The organism is Streptomyces sp. SYSU D01066-1 (assembly GCF_054956795.1).
In genome coordinates this window covers 24,616-40,005 of sequence record NZ_JBUDHV010000010.1, presented here as the reverse complement: position 1 = coordinate 40,005, position 15,390 = coordinate 24,616, and the positions used below count along the sequence as shown (strand labels likewise).

The following is a 15,390-nucleotide window of genomic DNA, read 5'->3' as shown; positions in this document are numbered from 1 at the left end:
CCGGCGGACCGTTCGGCGCGCGGCGCCCCAAAGGGCCTGCGGCGGGGGCGGGTGGCCGGGTCCACCGGGCCGGCGGGGCCGAGCCGGCTGTGCCCGGCCGCGACGGTCCCGTCCCCGGGGCCGGGTGCCGTTCCCGGGCGCCGGGGCCGGTGGCGGCGAGGACCGCGCGCGGGTCAGGCTCCCGGGGCCGACGCGGCGCGGCAGGCGGCTGCGCGACCGTACCCACGACGACCGCGCCGGAAAACCGGAGGCGCCCACCGTACGAGCGGCGGTACCGTCCCCGGATGGTCGATGACGACGGATACTTCTCGGAACACATCGCGGCCACCTACGACGAGTCGACGGCGGACCTGTTCCGGCCCGAAGCCGTGGACCCGGTGATCGACGTACTGGCCGGACTCGCGGGCGACGGGCGGGCGTTGGAGTTCGGCGTGGGCACCGGGCGGCTGGCGCTGCCGCTGGCCGCGCGCGGCGTCGCGGTGCACGGCATCGACATGTCCCGGGCGATGCTGGACCGGCTGCGCGCCAAGCCCGGCGGGAACACCGTCGACGTGACGGTCGGCGACTTCGCGACGACCCGGGTGGCGGGCACCTTCTCCCTCGTCTACCTGGCGTTCAACACCATCAACAACCTGACCACGCAGGACGCCCAGGTGGACTGCTTCCGCAACGCCGCGCGGCACCTGCGGCCCGGCGGCCACTTCGTGGTCGAGGTGGGGGTGCCCGCCCTGCGCCTCCTGCCGCCCGGGCAGAACGCCGTACCGTTCCACATCTCCGACACCCGCTGGGCGTTCGACACCTACGACGTGGCGACCCAGGCCATGAGCTCCCACTACGTCACCGTCGTCGACGGCCGCGCCGAGCACTGGTCCATTCCGTTCCGGTACGTGTGGCCGGCCGAACTCGACCTGATGGCACGGCTCGCCGGACTGCGGCTGCGCGACCGCTGGGACGGGTGGTCGCGGGCGCCGTTCACCAGTGAGAGCACCGGGCACGTGTCGGTGTGGGAGAAGCCGGCGGAGTGAGGGCGGGCGCCGGCCTGCCCCGGTGCCCCGGCGCGGGGCCGGCCGCGCTGCCCTTCCGGGCAGCCGGTCCTGCCTCGGTGTCTCCTGACGCCGCCGGGGCGGGGCGGTACCGTCCGTGCGTGAGCATCGCGTCTTCCCGGCCGTCGTACCCGGCGTGCCGTTCCACACCCCTCGCGGCGACGGTCCGGCCACCGCGCGAGGGCGCCGGCACCCCCGTGGCGGGCGGCCGGTGAACGACGAGCGTACGACGGGGGCACCGGCCGTGCCCGGCCCCCGGACCCCCGCCGAGGAGGGGCACCTCGCTCCTCCCCCTCCGGCACACCCGCGGCCTCCCGGCCCGTCGGCCCCTCTCGACCCGCGGGCCCCTTCCGGTGCGCCGGCCCCCCTCGCCCCGCCGGCGCCCCTCGCCGCGACGGAACCCGGACCCGGCGGGCAGCCGTCCGGGCGGCCGTCCGGACAGGAGGAGCAGAAGGAACAGAAGGAACGGCGCAGGCGCCGGGGGCCCGGCCCGGTCGTCGTGCTGGTCCTGCCGGGCCTGCTGACCCTGTCCGCGGTGGCGGGCTTCTTCGCGCTGAACGGTGGCTTCCCCGTCGACTCGGAGCAGGAGGCCGGCCCGGAGCAGACCGCGTCGGCCGATGTCGACGCCTCCTACATCCCGTGGCTGCGCAAGGCCGCCGACGGCTGCGAGGTCGTCACCCCCTCCGTGCTCGCCGCGCAGATCGACCAGCTCTCCGGCTGGAGCGACGACACCGGTGAGCTCTCCGGCCAGAAGGGCATCGCCGCCTTCACCGACGACCAGTGGAAGCGCTGGGGCGAGGACGCCGACGGCAACGAGCGCTCCTCGCCCCGCGACCCGGCGGACGCCATCATGGCCCTCGGCCGGCAGGACTGCTCCCTGGCCGCCGAGGTGACCGACCTGCGCACCGAGGGCCTCGTCAACGGCGACCTCGTCGACCTCACGCTCGCCGCCTACGCCGCCGGTGTGGACCAGGTGGCGGGGGCCGGCAAGGTGCCCGACGACGCGCGGACCTACCTGACCGAGATCAAGGCGCTGCTGCCCCGGTACGAGGCACTGGACCAGGAGAGCTCGGGCGGTGCCCCCGCCGCGGCGGGCGCGATCCTGGCCGCGCCCGTGAGCACCCTCACCGTCACCTCGCCCTACGGTTCCCGCCAGCACCCGCTGACCGGGGTGACCAAGCTGCACACCGGGATCGACTTCGCCGCCCCGCAGGGCGCCCAGGTGTTCGCCGCGCGCGGCGGCCAGGTCGTGTTCGCCGCGTCGACCAGCGCGTACGGCAACCGCGTCGTGATCGACCACGGCACCATCGAGGGCAAGCGGCTGCAGACGACGTACAGTCACCTGTCGGCGATCGACGTGGCCGTGGGCCAGACGGTGGAGACGGGGACGCAGATCGGGCGGGCCGGTTCCACGGGCCTGTCCACCGGCCCGCACCTGCACTTCGAGGTCATCTACGACGGCTACTACTCCAATCCCCAGCCCTGGCTCGCCCCCTCGGGCTGACGACCCTCCGGTGATCCCGCCATGCACACCATCGCCGTGCTCGCCCTGGACCGGGTGATCCCGTTCGACCTGTCCACGCCGGTCGAGGTCTTCACCCGTACCCGGCTGCCGGACGGGCGTCCCGGTTACCGGATCCGGGTGTGCGCCCAGCAGCCGGAGGTGGACGCGGGGGTGTTCACCCTGCGCGCCCCCTGGGGGCTGGAGGGGCTCCAGGGGGCCGACACGATCATCGTGCCCGGCACGGCCGACGTCTCGGCCCCGCTGCCCGCGGCCGTCCGGGACGCGCTGCGGGCGGCGGCCGAGGGCGGCACGCGGATCGCCTCGATCTGCTCGGGCACCTTCCCGCTGGCCGCCACCGGTCTCCTCGACGGCATGCGGGCCACCACGCACTGGGCCGCGGCCGGCGCCCTGGCCGCCCGGTATCCCGAGGTCGAGGTGGACCCGGACGTGCTGTACGTGGACAACGGGCAGATCCTCACCTCGGCCGGTGCCGCCGCGGGCCTCGACCTGTGCCTGCACCTGATCCGGCGCGACTACGGCTCGGCCGTCGCCGCCGACGCCGCCCGGCTGTCCGTCATGCCGCTGGAACGGGAGGGCGGGCAGGCGCAGTTCGTCGTCCACGAGTACGCGCCCCGGCCCCAGGGCTCCGTGCTGGAACCGCTGCTCACCTGGCTCCAGGAGAACCTGGGCCGCGCCCTCACCCTGGACGACATCGCCGCCCAGGCCGGGACCAGCACCCGCACCCTGATCCGGCGTTTCCGCGAACAGACCGGCACCACGCCGCTCCAGTGGCTGCACCGGGCCCGCGTCCGGCAGGCCCAGCACCTGCTGGAGACCACGCGCCACCCCGTCGAACGCATCGCCGCGCAGGTCGGCTTCGGCTCCCCCACCGCCTTCCGGGAGCGGTTCAAGCGCACCACGGGCGTCAGCCCGCACGCCTACCGCCGTGCCTTCGCCTCATCCCCCGCCGGCTGATCCCCGCACCCGGTCGCGCAGACCGCCCGCCTCCGCCAGGGTCCGCGCGGCGGCGGCCGCCAGCCGGGGCCGGCCGCGCACGAACCGCCGGGCGGCCCGGGCCGGCTCCCGCGCCAGCAGGTGGGCGGCGCCGCCCGGCACCGGGCGTACCACCGCGCCCTCGTACACCCGCAGGTCGCGGGTCTTGAGCGACTCCTTGTAGCGGGCCGGTCCGGCCCCGAGGTCGACCATCCGCACCCCGTCGGCCGCGGCGGCCTCCAGCATCCGCAGGTGCAGCAGGAGACCGGGCGAGTACTTGGCGTAGGCGCGGTCGTAGGCCGGGAACCACCAGGAGAGCACCGTGGCCGAGCGCAGCCCGAAGTGGGCGGCGACGGGGCGGCCGGCGGCGTAGAGGACGGAGAGCAGTCCGCGGCACTCCGGTTCGCCGCTCTGCGCGAGCAGGCCCACCAGTGTGTTGATCCACTCCTGCGCGAAGCGGTCCCGCCGGCCCGTGCGGCGGTACTGGGCCGACTTCCACCGCATGAGTTCCCGCAGCACCGCCGGGTCCCGGCAGTCGAGGACGAACCGGACCTCGCCGACCTGCCGGGTGAGCTTGCGTTCCTTGGCGAGGGTCTGTCTGAGGAAGCCGGGGGCGTCCCGGCGCAGTCGCTCCAGGTAGCGGTCGTAGCCGGCGTCGATGTCGACGACCGGGGAGGCGAGTTCCTCGACGGCGTGCGCGGTGAAGGCGTCCTGGCCGTCCTCCAGGTTGTCGAACTCCCAGGACGCCAGGGAGCAGGCCCGCAGCAGCCGGCGCGGTTCGATCCTGACGCCGGGGCGCAGCACGGCCCCCTGGCAGTCCGAGACGCCGAGCCCGATGGCCCGTCCCCGGCCCAGGAGGCCCTTCTCGTAGGGGAAGTAGCCGACCGGCGTGCCGTCCTCCTGGAGCACCGCGACGCGGGCGCCGGGCCGGACCCGGCCGACGGCCGCGGTGAACACCGGGTCGAGGAAGGGGTTGGCCGGTGCCCCGGTCAGGGCGCGGATCTCCCGCCACAGTTTGATGTCGTCCGGTCCCAGTTCGTCGGGCCGCAGAACCCGAATGCGCTTTCCCGGCATGGTGATGCCTCCCGTGTGGTCGGTTCGAGGACACACGCGGGCCTGTTCGTCACCGCGTCCCGGCTCAGGAGTCGGCGGGCCGCACGGCGCAGGCCCCGTCACCGCTCGCGCCGCTCAGCAGCGATACGTCCGCAGGAGATCGGCGCCCGGGGACGGGCCGAGGGGGGCCGGCCGTACGGCGGTGACCGCGCCCCTGGGTTCCGTGACGTCGCGGTCCGCCGCGGACGCCCGCACGGCGGCGCCGTCGGCCGCGCCTCCGGCACCGGCCGCGCCCGCCGTCCTCGCGGGGCGCAGCGCGGCACGGCGGACGGCCGTGCCGTCCTCGCACGGGCCCGGTTGGGTGAGGCTCTCGTCCTGGGCGTCCGGCGCCCCGTCACCCGGCGGGGCGGTCATGCCCGCCGCGGCCACGGCGGGGGCGGCCCCGGCCGGTGACGGCTCGGGCGCGCAGAGGTTCAGCAGCACCGAGGCGAGCAGCAGCACCAAGGCCACTGCCCATCGACGCCGCACCATCGGACTCCTGCCCCTGCGTCTCGGCGGGGGTCGGCCACGGCTGGGAACGGACGGCTCCCCCGGACGCGCCCGACCGCGCCTTCCAGTAGGCCGAGCGCGTCCCGGCCCGTCAAGTCCCGCGCGCCGAATCGGCGGACTCGTGACGGACGTTGACGCCACCACGCCCGTCCGGGACCGCTGGGGGTCGTTTCCCGTGCGCCGTGCCGCCTTCCGGGGAGGCGGGAGGGCTCAGTGCCCGGCGGCGCGGTCCAGGATCTCGGTGACCTGCTCGCGGAGCACGGTCCGGGCCCCGGCGGGGAGGGAGCCGAGGGCGGAGGCGTCCAGCGCGTCGGCGGTCCCCACGGCGTCGGGGCCGCAGTCGACGCTCTCGCTGAAGACCTCGTAGCCGTCGCGGACGGCGACCCGCAGCCGCCGGCGCCCGTCCTCGCCGGCGTGCACGGCGGTGGCGACGACCAGGGGCGGCGGGCCGCCGGCCTCGGCGGGCATCTTGCGGTACCCGCTGACCAGGGGCGACCGCCAGTGCAGGGAGAGCAGCAGCGGGCGCTTGGCGACGAGTTCGGTGAGATCGGTCTCGTGGACGCGGTCCTGGGACAGCACCGTGGCCCGGGCATCCAGCACCAGCGCGGCGGGCAACAGACAGCGCAGGCTGCTGCCCACTATGTTGCCGCCGACCGTGGCCGCGCGCCGCACGGCTCCGGTGCCCACCGTGCCGGCCGCGCGCCGCAGGACCTCGGGCACCCGTTCGTCGACCCGGTGCAGCGGCACGGCCGCGCCCAGCGTCTCGCGGCCCGTCTCGTTCGCCTCCGGCAGGTTCCGCAGCGACATGGCCAGTTCGGGGAAGCCGTCCCGTTGCCAGCCCGCCCAGACGAGCGTCGCCCCTCCTATGGGAACCGCTCCCTGGGCGAGGCATTCCTGGGCTTCGGACACGGACGTGGGCAGACGCAACAGCACGGCGGCCGACCTGCCTTCCTCGGAACTCGGTGGCCGGGGTTCGGCACCTTCAGCCACATGATCGATGGCATGGCGCATTGTGCCCATCCCCGTGGGGGCGCGTACAGGGCTCATGCCGGAGGTTCGTGCGCCGCTTCTGCGCCGGGCGCACGACCTGACCGGCGGGGAAACGGTACGGCCGCGACGCCCGGCGGCGCTACGACCGGTGCGCCGCCGCGTCCTTCGCCGACTGGACGGCCGAGGCCGGCCCGAGGCCCGGTGTCGACGCCCGCAGCGTCCTGATCGCCCCTACCGAGCCGGCGGGACCCTGGTGGCCGGCGGCGGAGCCCGGTTCGGCGGGGCGGCGGCCGACGTGGAGGCGTTCACCGCGACCCAGTGGGTCACGGTCCGCCCGGGCCTCGCCGACTACCCCTTCTGACCTCGCGGGCGGCCCCGGCGCGCGCCCGGCGCCGAGCGCGGCGAGGATCGGTGGATGGGTCTCCTCCTGCCGGTCCTCTTCGCGCTCCTCGCCGCGCTCAGCAACGCCACGGCCACCGTGCTGCAACGGCGGGCCGCGCTGACCGTGCCGCAGTCCCAGGGGTTCCGCCTCTCGCTCGTCCTCGACCTGCTGCGGCGGCCCGTCTGGCTCGCCGGGATGCTCGCCGTGGTGGTCGCCGGGGCGGGCCAGGCGGCGGCGCTGGCGACCGGTCCGCTCTCGCTCGTCCAGCCCCTGTTCGTACTGGAGCTGCCGCTGGCGCTGCTGCTGGCCTCGCTGTCGACCGGGCGCCGGATGCCGCCGGTGATGTGGGCCGGGGTGGCCGCCGTGGTGACCGGACTCGGCGTCGCCCTGGGGGCGGCGTCGCCGTACGGCGGCCAGGGCGGGGTGTCCGCCCCGCGCTGGGCGTTCGGGCTGGCGGCCTGCGCGGCGGCGGCCGTGCTGCTGGCCGGCGCGGGGCTGCGGCGGCCGGTCGGCAAGGCCCGGGCCGGCTGCCTGGGCGCGGCCACCGCGGTGTGCTACGCGCTGACGGCGGCGCTGATGAAGGACTCCATGCGGGTGCTGGACACGGCCGGCGTGACCGGCTTCCTGACCGCGTGGCAGACGTACGCGTTCGCCGCGGCCGGGGTGGGCGCCGTCCTCCTGCTGGAGCACTCCATGCAGGGCGGTCCGCTGGTCGCCTCGCAGCCCGCCCTCACCCTCGGGGACGCGACGGTCAGCCTGCTGCTCGGCGTGTTCCTCTACCTCGAACACCTGCGGACCGGCTGGTGGCTGCTGCCGCAGGCGCTCGGCGTCGCCCTGGTCGTGCTGGGCGTGCTGTCCCTGGCCCGGCACGGGATCGACCTGCGCACCGGACGCTGACCTCCCCGCCGCCGGGCGGGTCGGACCCTCGCGTGCCCGGCCGGCGGACCGGCCACGGTCCGCCGGCACCGGTGCGCGCCGCGCCGTACTCCGTCCGAGTGGTGCGTCGGCGGGCCCCGCCGTAGCGTCGTATCGGACGACGGACCGTGCCCCGCAGCACGGCGGTCCTCGGTCGAACGGCGGTCGAACGGCAGGAGCGGACATGCGCGGACACGTGATGAGGGCAGCCGTCGCGTTCGGTGCCGCCGCGGTGCTCGCGGCGCCCCTGGGAGCGGCTTCGGCCACCTCGCCCCCGCGGCCGGACCCGTACCGGACGGGCGGCCCCGTCCTGGCCGACTGCCAGGGCCGCGGCGAGGTGCGCCCCACGACCCACCTGCTCGCCTGCGGCGACGGCAACAGCAGGCTGGACTCCCTGCGCTGGGCGCGCTGGGACACCGGCGCGGCGGTGGGCCGGGGCGTCAACCTGGTCAACGACTGCGAGCCGTACTGCGCGGCGGGCACCTTCCGCCCGTATCCGGTGACCGTGCGGCTGGAGGCGCCCGTGGCGGACGGGGAGGATCCGGGTGAGCTCCGCTACACCCGGATCAGCGTGACGTACACCGACGGCCGGCCGGACGGCGCCCCGCGCGTGGTCAGCTATCCGCTGCCCGGCTGAGCCCCGCCCCGGGGGTGGTCCGCCAGGACCAGGCGGCAGGTGTCGCCGGGCTGGACCTGGACCGCCCGGCCGGGCAGCCGGACGTCGATCGGCAGCCGGCCGGAGGCCGGTACGGCGATCTCCAGCAGCTCGTGCTCCAGCCGCAGCCGTACGCCCCAGTGGCCCTGGTAGCGCAGCGAGAACCCGTACGACGACAGTTCCGGCAGCGGCACCGGGTCCAGCCACAGCGCGCCGGCGCGGGTCTCCAGCCCGGTCAGTCCGCGCTGGACGAGGTCGAGGGTGCCGGCCATGGCGCCGAGGTGGACGCCCTCGCCGGTGGTGCCGCCCTGGAGGTCGGCGACGTCGCCCTCGAGGGCGTCCTGGACGTGGGCCCAGGCCCCGGCGCGCCGGGCGCGGGCCAGGACCCAGCCGTGGACCAGGCCGCTGAGGGTGGAGCCGTGGCTGGTGCGGGCCAGGTAGTAGTCGACCGTGCGGTGCCAGGTGTCGTCGTCCAGGCGGTGGCCGAGCCGGGCGAACAGGGAGCGGAGTTCGGCCGGGGAGAAGAGGTAGCCGAGCATGAGGACATCGGCCTGTTTGGACGCCTGGTAGCGGTTGACGGTGTCGCCCTCGGCCTCCAGGACCCGGTCCAGGCGGCGGATGTCGCCGTGCCGCTCGCGCAGTCCTTGCCAGTCGAGTTCGGCGAGGTCGCCGTAGCCCTCGAACTGGCTGATCACGCCCCGGTGGAAGGGGATGTGGAGGGTGCGGGAGACGTCCTCCCAGTGCTGGAGTTCGCCGTCGTCCAGCTCGGTGCGTTCGACGAGTTCGCGGCGGCGCGGCTCGGGCAGGGCGCGCAGCAGCTCCAGGGTGCGGGCCAGGACCCAGGCGGCGGTGACGTTGGTGTAGGCGTTGTCGTCCAGGCCGGGCCGCTCCGCGTCCGGATACGCCTCGTGGTACTCGTCCGGGCCGACCACGCCGCGGATGCGGTGCCGGCCCAGGCCGTCGTCCCAGGCCGCCGAGCCGGCCCAGAAACGGGCGATCTGGAGGAGCATCTCGGCTCCCTTGGTGTGCAGGAACTCGGCGTCGCCGCTGGCCTCGCAGTACTGCCACACGTTGTACGCGATCGCCGAGCCGACGTGGTGCTGGAGGCGGGAGTGGTCCGGCAGCCAGCGGCCCGAGCGGGGGTTGAGGTGGAGCTGCTGGGTCTCCTCCCGTCCGTCGCTGCCGCTCTGCCACGGGTACAGCGCGCCGCGCCTGCCGATCGCGCGGGCCGCCGCCCGGGCCCGGTCCAGCCGGCGGTGCCGGTAGTGCAGCAGGGCCCGGGAGACCTCGGGGAAGTGCAGGTTGAGGTAGGGCAGCACGAACAGCTCGTCCCAGAAGACGTGGCCCCGGTACGCCTCCCCGTGCAGGCCCCGGGCCGGTACGCCGGCGTCGAGGTCGGCGGTGTGCGGGGAGAGGGTCTGCAGGACGTGGAAGAGGTGCAGGCGCAGGATGCTGCCCGCCTCCCCCGGTACGTCCAGTTCGGCGCGGCGCCACAGCTGTGCCCAGGCGGTGCCGTGGCTGCGCAGCAGCGCGTCGAAGCGGGGCGCGGACGCCACCCGGTCGACGGCGGCCTGGAGCGGGTCGCTGATCGCCGGGTCGCGCGAGGTGTGCAGGGCGACCGTCTTGTCGACGACGGCGCCACGGCCGGGGCGCAGCGGCAGCCGAAGCCGCTGGACGGTCCGCAGGGGTGCCGCTTCCGGTGCGGCCGGCACGTCGGCCGTCACCCGGGAGGCCAGGGCGATCCGGATGTCCGAGGAACGGGTGCGGCAGCGCAGCCACACCGTGTCCGGGCCGGCGTCGCCGGTGTGCACGTGGGTGAGGTGACGGCCTGCCAGTTCCCGGTAGCGCGGCACCCCGGAGTTGGTGACGCCGCCGTCGAGTGCCGCCTCCACGTCGAGGTCGACGGCGGCGGTCTCGGCCGTGAACTCGGTGCGCAGGCAGGCCAGATGGGGGTCGGCCATGTGGACGATGCGCAGTTGGCGCACGGCCAGCACGCCCGAGTCGCCGGTCCGGAACCGGGTGTGCCGCTCCAGCAGCCCGGTGTCCAGGTGCACCGCCTGCCGATGGGTGAGCACCTCGGCGGTGTCGGGCGTGAGCCACTGGCCGCCCACCGTCCGGAAGCGCAGCGGCAACCAGTCGGGCAGGTTGACCATGTCCTCGTTCTCGACCTCGCGCCCGGCGACGGACGAGGTGAGGCGGTTGTAGCACCCGGCCGCGTAGGTGCCCGGGTAGTGGACGTCGTCCGCGGCGCACTCGGGCAGTGCGCCGCGGGTGGCGAAGTAGCCGTTGCCGAGCGTGCACAGCGACTCCCGCAGCCGCTCCCCGGCGGGGTCGTAGCCGTGGTACTCCCAGGTCGAGGTGGCGGTCGCGGTCACGGCGGTGCTCCCTTCTGACGGACGGAGCGGCCGGCTGCCCGGCCCTCCCACGGCCGGTCGGCGGCCTCGGGCGGGCCGCCGGCCGTGCTCGCGGATGCGGCGGGGCGGCCGGGCGTCCGCATCCGCCGGCGGACGGGCGGCGGCCGGCCCGAGGCGGTCGGAGGCGGTCGGAGCCGGTCGGAGACGGCCCCGCCGGGGCCCGCCACCTCGCGCCGACCGGCCGGGTACCCGACAGGGCCGTCGGGGTCACTCCCCGGCGGCCGGTCCGACCGTACAGGGCGAATTTTGCATGTCGTGCATCTTTGCATACCATGCAAGTTATGTCGGAGGGGAGTGCCGCGGGGGGCGGACTGCGCGAGCGGAAGAAGCGGGCCACACGGGCCGCTCTCACCGAGGCCGCAGTGCGTCTGGCGGCGGAGCACGGGGCGGAGAAGGTCACCGTCGAGGCGATCAGCGCCGCGGCCGGGGTGTCCGTGCGGACGTTCTTCAACTACTTCGACACCCGTGACGACGTGTTCGTCCTGGTCGGCGCCGAGAGCGGCGCCCGCGTACGCCAGGCGCTGCTGGCCGCGCCCGCCTCGCTCTCCCCCCTGCGGGCGCTGCACGACGCCCTGGCCGCCGAGCTGGCCGAGGCCGAGCAGCAGCACGAGCTGTGGCGGCTGCACGGCGAGGTGCTGCGCGCGGCGCCGCACCTCCTCGTCCGCAGTCTCGGTGCGCATCTGGCCGACGAGACCGAACTGGCCGAGGCCCTCGCCGAGCGGATCCGCTCCGGCCCCGGCGGCGCCCCTTCGGGGCCGGCCGCCTCCCACGAGGAACGCCGCAAGGCGCTGGACCTGTACCCGCGGCTGCTGGCCGCGGTGGCGGTCACCGCGGTCCGGGTCAGCGTCGACCACTGGTGCGCCCGCCAGGAGGAGCGCGCCTTCCGTGAGGTGTTCCAGGAGGTCTTCGCGCTCCTGGCCGCCGGACTGCCGGCGCCGCCCGCGTAGTCCTCCCCCGCCCGTCCGGCCTTCCGCCGCGGCGCCGCCCACCGGCCGCCGCGCGCCCGGACACCGACGCCGGCCTGCGCCCCGGCCCGCCCGGGACCACCGCTCCACACCATTCCACACCGTTCACCACCGTTCACCACCGTCGAAAGAGATGTCGTGACCGCATCGCAGGCGCCCGCCGACGCGCCTCCCAGTTCCATGACGCACAAACAGATACTCCAGGCCATGTCCGGTCTGATGGCCGGCATGTTCGTCGCGATCCTGGCGGGCACCGTGGTGTCCAACGCGCTGCCGACGATCATCGCCGACCTGGGCGCCAGCCAGTCCTCCTACACCTGGGTGGTCACCGCCGAACTGCTGGCGATGACCGCGACGGTCCCGCTGTGGGGCAAGCTGGCCGACCTGTTCAACAAGAAGCTGCTGCTCCAGCTCTCGCTGTGCATGTTCGTGATCGGCTCGCTGCTCGCGGGCTTCTCCCACGACGCCGTGCTGCTGATCTTCAGCCGGGTCGTGCAGGGCATCGGCGCCGGCGGTCTGACCGCCCTCGCCCAGGTCGTCATGGCCTCCATCATCCCGCCCCGTGAACTGGGCAAGTACTCCGGCGTCTTCGGCGCCGTCTTCGCCGTCGGCACCGTGGCCGGTCCGCTCATCGGCGGTGTGCTGGTGGACACCGACTGGCTGGGCTGGCGCTGGTGCTTCTTCATCGGCGTGCCGTTCGCGCTGCTCGCCATCCTCCTGCTGCAGCACACGCTGAAGCTGCCCACCGTCAGGCGTCAGGTGAGGATCGACTGGCTCGGCGCCTTCCTCATCGTGGCCGGTGTCTGCGCGCTGCTCATCTGGGTCTCGCTGGCCGGCAACCAGTTCGACTGGGCCTCCTGGCAGACCGCCGCGCTGGTGATCGGCGGTGTGGTGCTGCTGGCCCTGGCGGTCCTGGTGGAGACGCGCGCCGCCGAACCGGTCGTCCCGCTGGGCATCTTCAGGAACCGCACGGTCACGCTGACCACGGTCGCCAGCCTCCTGGTCGGTGTCGCCATGTTCGGCGGAACCGTCTTCCTCTCCCAGTACTTCCAGGTCTCCCTCGGCAAGTCGCCGACCGTCGCGGGCCTGATGAGCCTGCCGATGATCCTCGGTCTGCTGGTGTCGTCCACCGTCGCCGGCCAGATCATCAGCCGGACCGGCAAGTGGAAGCGGTACCTGGTGGCGGGCGCCGTCGTCATGTCCGCCGGCCTCGCGCTGCTCTCCCTGATCGGCGCGGACACCCACTTCGGGCTGCTCAGCCTCTACATGGCGGTCCTCGGCATCGGCGTCGGCCTGCTGATGCAGAACCTGGTGCTGGCCGCCCAGAACGACGTCCCCGCCACCGAGCTGGGCGCCGCCACCTCCGTGCTGTCCTTCTTCCGCAGCATGGGCGGCACCATCGGCACCTCGGTGCTCGGCGCGATCCTCGCCAACCGGGTCACCGACGAGATGGCCGAGGGCCTCCGGGCGGCCGGCATCGGCGGGGCGGCCGGTGGCGGCTCCGGCGGTGAGGGCGTGCCGGACATGTCCGCACTGCCCGCCCCGATGCGGGAGATCGTGGAGCACGCGTACGGTGTCGCCACCGCCGACCTGTTCCTCGTCGCCACGCCGTTCGCCCTGCTGGCGCTGGTCGCCGTCGTCTTCATCAAGGAGAAGCCGCTGAAGACCACCAGCGGTATGGAGCGGCTCGCCGAGGAGGCGGGCGACGCCGCCCCGGCCGACAAGGGCCCGGCGGCTCCGGTCCACTGAGCCGCCGGCGGCCCCGCACGCTCGTGTCCCGGGGTGCCGGGGTTGCGCCGGCGCCGGACGCCGAACGGCGCGGCGTGGCGGGCGGCCCCCGCGGGCAGCGGCCGGCCGGGGGCCTAACACGCCTGGTCCGGTGCCGGGGCACGAGGGGGGCGGTCCGCTCCCCCGGGCCGCGGGCGCGGCGCGCGGCGGTCCACGGGGCGGCGGGCCGCGAACGGCCGGGCGTACGGACCCGGTCCCGGACGCAAACAGCCGTGACGCCCGGCGCCCCGACGCGGTGCGCCCGTTCCTTGCCGGTGCCGGGTGTGCGCGGCAGGCTGCGGGGATGGCCACTTTGCTGATCGTTCATCACACCCCGTCGCCGAACTGCCAGGCCCTGCTCGAAGCGGTGGTGGCCGGGGCGACCGCGCCGGAGATCGAGGGCGTCCGCGTGGTGCGGCGGGCGGCGCTGGCGGCCACGGCGTCCGACGTGCTGGCGGCCGACGGCTACCTGCTGGGCACCCCGGCCAACCTGGGCTACATGTCCGGCGCTCTCAAGCACTTCTTCGACCAGGTCTACTACCCGTGTCTGGACGAGACGCGCGGCCGGCCGTTCGGCGCGTACGTGCACGGCGGCGGCGACACCACGGGCGCGGTGCGCGCCCTGGACATGGTCACCACCGGGCTCGGCTGGCGGCGCGCGGCACCGCCGGTGACCGTGACCGGCGAGCCCGGCAAGACCGGCCTGGAGGCGTGCTGGGAGCTGGGGGCGACGCTCGCGGCCGGACTGATGGAATGATCAGAAGGCCGCCCGGAAGATCAGGAACATCGTCACCGTGGCGTTCGCGGACGACATCACGGACGCGGCGGTGCCCGCCGCCGCGGTCCACGCCGCCAGGCCCACCGAGGTGAAGACCGACGGACGGCGGCGTGCCACCGGGGCCGGCCCGAGCAGGGCCGCCACCCGGCGCGGCACCGGGCCCGGCGCGGCGAGACCGGCCAGGGTGGCGACCGGGGTGCCGCGGGAGACGAGGGCCGCCTTGCCGATGGCCGTCGCCACCGCCCGGCGGCTGCCGGTGACCCGCGCGGCCTCCTCGTCGGCCCAGCGTTCGGCGGTGTAGGACACCGCCGTGCGCAGCGGCCTGAGGAACGGGTTGGCCAGCGCGGCGAGCCGCACCGCGAGCAGGAAGCGGTGGTGCCGGCCGGCCAGATGGGCCCGTTCGTGGGCGAACAGGGCCCGCCGCTCGGCGGGTTCGAGGCACTCCAGCAGGGCCGTGGTGACGACGACCCGGTCGCGCCGGCCGCCGGGCAGCGCGTAGGCGTAGGGCACGTCGTCCGGCAGGACGGCCACCGAGGTGCCGGGGAGTTTGGCCAGTGCCGCGTGGGCCCGGCGGCGTACCCGGCCGTGCCGCCACAGCGCCCGGACGCAGGTCACGACGACGGCGCACAGCGCGGGGATCGCGGCCTTGCCGGCCACCTCGTCGAAGGGGACGGCGGCCCGCACCTGCGGGTCGGACCAGCCGTCGGGCAGCGGGTTGCCGGGGAGCTGGGCGGTGCCGACCACCATCACCAGCGCCAGGCACACCGTGCTGCACAGCGCCATCACCGCGGCCACGGCGGTGAGCAGCCGGGTGGCGGTCCGGGGGTGCAGATGCTGTTCGGCCAGGCGGGCGACCGGCCATGCCGTCAGCGGCAGGACCAGCGGGAGGAAGACGAAGAGCCCCATGAGGCGTCAGTCTTCCCCTTCGCCCGGGGACTGCCCCAGCAGGTCGCGCAGCAGCCGCTCGTCGTCGGGGTCGAGGCCGGTGACGAAGCTGGCCAGGACGGCCTCGCGGTCGCTCTCCCCGTCCAGGACCTTGCGCATCTTGCGGGCGGCCAGGCCCGCCTGGTCCGCGGCGGGGGTCCAGGCGAAGGAGCGGCCGGCCCGTTCCCGGGTGACCACGCCCTTGTCCAGCAGCCGGGTCAGGATCGTGATGACGGTCGTGTAGGCGAGGCCGCCGCCCAGGCGCTCCTGTACCCAGCCGGCCGTCGCCGGGCCGTCCGCCTCGCGCAGCGCCGACAGCACCAGCGCCTCCAGTTCGCCCTGCCCCCTGCGGGGACGCGGGTGATCCGCCACGGTCCGTCTCCCTTCCGCCGCCGTCCGTTTCCCGAGGCGCCATCGTATAGACGCCGGGGCGGAGCGGGTTCCGTTCCCCCTGCGGA

Annotated in this window: 14 protein-coding genes; 8 read left to right on the top strand and 6 right to left on the bottom strand. The window is 75.3% G+C overall.

What is annotated here, in order from left to right; all coding sequences use genetic code 11:
• Window positions 1-284: 284 nt before the first annotated feature.
• The 3 genes from ACY1JF_RS12520 (at window position 285) to ACY1JF_RS12510 (ending at window position 3,522) form a co-directional block, all read left to right on the top strand.
• On the top strand, window positions 285-1,025 hold the full coding sequence (locus ACY1JF_RS12520; protein ID WP_462705129.1) for a class I SAM-dependent DNA methyltransferase: 741 nt from the start codon (window positions 285-287) through the stop codon (window positions 1,023-1,025).
• 517 nt (window positions 1,026-1,542) lie between these two features.
• Window positions 1,543-2,547: a M23 family metallopeptidase gene (locus ACY1JF_RS12515; protein WP_462705128.1), complete on the top strand. Its 1,005-nt coding sequence runs from the start codon at window positions 1,543-1,545 to the stop codon at window positions 2,545-2,547.
• A 21-nt stretch (window positions 2,548-2,568) separates the two neighbouring features.
• Window positions 2,569-3,522, top strand: a complete 954-nt coding sequence (locus tag ACY1JF_RS12510; protein ID WP_462705127.1) for a GlxA family transcriptional regulator — start codon at window positions 2,569-2,571, stop codon at window positions 3,520-3,522.
• On the opposite strand, the gene ACY1JF_RS12505 is transcribed toward ACY1JF_RS12510, so the two are convergent.
• The 3 genes from ACY1JF_RS12505 to ACY1JF_RS12495 form a co-directional block, all read right to left on the bottom strand.
• A complete protein-coding gene (locus tag ACY1JF_RS12505; RefSeq protein WP_462705126.1) occupies window positions 3,505-4,614 on the bottom strand; it encodes a GNAT family N-acetyltransferase in 1,110 nt (369 codons plus the stop codon). The genes ACY1JF_RS12510 and ACY1JF_RS12505 overlap by 18 nt on opposite strands.
• Window positions 4,615-4,728: 114 nt before the next feature.
• The gene (locus tag ACY1JF_RS12500; protein ID WP_462705125.1) at window positions 4,729-5,124 is read right to left on the bottom strand and encodes a hypothetical protein; all 396 of its coding nucleotides are present in this window, start codon (window positions 5,122-5,124) and stop codon (window positions 4,729-4,731) included.
• Window positions 5,125-5,352: 228 nt separating this feature from the next.
• Entirely contained in the window at window positions 5,353-6,075 is a 723-nt protein-coding gene (locus ACY1JF_RS12495) for an FAD binding domain-containing protein (protein ID WP_462705124.1), read from the bottom strand.
• Window positions 6,076-6,547: 472 nt separating this feature from the next.
• On the opposite strand from ACY1JF_RS12495, the gene ACY1JF_RS12490 reads away from it, so the two are divergent.
• Entirely contained in the window at window positions 6,548-7,411 is an 864-nt protein-coding gene (locus tag ACY1JF_RS12490) for a DMT family transporter (protein WP_462705123.1), read from the top strand.
• 202 nt (window positions 7,412-7,613) lie between these two features.
• Entirely contained in the window at window positions 7,614-8,066 is a 453-nt protein-coding gene (locus ACY1JF_RS12485; RefSeq protein WP_462705122.1) for a hypothetical protein, read from the top strand.
• Here the strand turns inward: ACY1JF_RS12485 and ACY1JF_RS12480 are convergent.
• Window positions 8,048-10,459, bottom strand: a complete 2,412-nt coding sequence (locus tag ACY1JF_RS12480) for a glycoside hydrolase family 65 protein (RefSeq protein ID WP_462705121.1) — start codon at window positions 10,457-10,459, stop codon at window positions 8,048-8,050. The genes ACY1JF_RS12485 and ACY1JF_RS12480 overlap by 19 nt on opposite strands.
• Before the next feature lie 311 nt (window positions 10,460-10,770).
• Between ACY1JF_RS12480 and ACY1JF_RS12475 the strand changes: the two genes are divergently transcribed.
• The 3 genes from ACY1JF_RS12475 (at window position 10,771) to ACY1JF_RS12465 (ending at window position 13,987) form a co-directional block, all read left to right on the top strand.
• Complete coding sequence (locus tag ACY1JF_RS12475) at window positions 10,771-11,445, top strand: TetR/AcrR family transcriptional regulator (protein ID WP_462705120.1); 675 nt, start codon at window positions 10,771-10,773, stop codon at window positions 11,443-11,445.
• A 198-nt stretch (window positions 11,446-11,643) separates the two neighbouring features.
• Complete coding sequence (locus tag ACY1JF_RS12470) at window positions 11,644-13,212, top strand: MDR family MFS transporter (RefSeq protein WP_462705283.1); 1,569 nt, start codon at window positions 11,644-11,646, stop codon at window positions 13,210-13,212.
• Between the two features lie 322 nt (window positions 13,213-13,534).
• On the top strand, window positions 13,535-13,987 hold the full coding sequence (locus tag ACY1JF_RS12465; RefSeq protein WP_462705119.1) for a flavodoxin family protein: 453 nt from the start codon (window positions 13,535-13,537) through the stop codon (window positions 13,985-13,987).
• On the opposite strand, the gene ACY1JF_RS12460 is transcribed toward ACY1JF_RS12465, so the two are convergent.
• On the bottom strand, window positions 13,988-14,914 hold the full coding sequence (locus ACY1JF_RS12460) for a M56 family metallopeptidase (RefSeq protein WP_462705118.1): 927 nt from the start codon (window positions 14,912-14,914) through the stop codon (window positions 13,988-13,990).
• A gap of 6 nt (window positions 14,915-14,920) precedes the next feature.
• Complete coding sequence (locus ACY1JF_RS12455) at window positions 14,921-15,304, bottom strand: BlaI/MecI/CopY family transcriptional regulator (protein ID WP_462705117.1); 384 nt, start codon at window positions 15,302-15,304, stop codon at window positions 14,921-14,923.
• Window positions 15,305-15,390 lie beyond the last annotated feature (86 nt).

Bases quoted from the DNA above. Each gene is read 5' to 3' on its own strand.
- ACY1JF_RS12520 (WP_462705129.1), top strand. From the start codon at position 285: ATGGTCGATGACGACGGATACTTCTCGGAACACATCGCGGCCACCTAC.
- ACY1JF_RS12510 (WP_462705127.1), top strand. From the start codon at position 2,569: ATGCACACCATCGCCGTGCTCGCCCTGGACCGGGTGATCCCGTTCGAC.
- ACY1JF_RS12505 (WP_462705126.1), bottom strand. From the start codon at position 4,614: ATGCCGGGAAAGCGCATTCGGGTTCTGCGGCCCGACGAACTGGGACCG.
- ACY1JF_RS12500 (WP_462705125.1), bottom strand. From the start codon at position 5,124: ATGGTGCGGCGTCGATGGGCAGTGGCCTTGGTGCTGCTGCTCGCCTCG.
- ACY1JF_RS12490 (WP_462705123.1), top strand. From the start codon at position 6,548: ATGGGTCTCCTCCTGCCGGTCCTCTTCGCGCTCCTCGCCGCGCTCAGC.
- ACY1JF_RS12485 (WP_462705122.1), top strand. From the start codon at position 7,614: ATGCGCGGACACGTGATGAGGGCAGCCGTCGCGTTCGGTGCCGCCGCG.
- ACY1JF_RS12475 (WP_462705120.1), top strand. From the start codon at position 10,771: ATGCAAGTTATGTCGGAGGGGAGTGCCGCGGGGGGCGGACTGCGCGAG.
- ACY1JF_RS12470 (WP_462705283.1), top strand. From the start codon at position 11,644: ATGACGCACAAACAGATACTCCAGGCCATGTCCGGTCTGATGGCCGGC.
- ACY1JF_RS12465 (WP_462705119.1), top strand. From the start codon at position 13,535: ATGGCCACTTTGCTGATCGTTCATCACACCCCGTCGCCGAACTGCCAG.
- ACY1JF_RS12460 (WP_462705118.1), bottom strand. From the start codon at position 14,914: ATGGGGCTCTTCGTCTTCCTCCCGCTGGTCCTGCCGCTGACGGCATGG.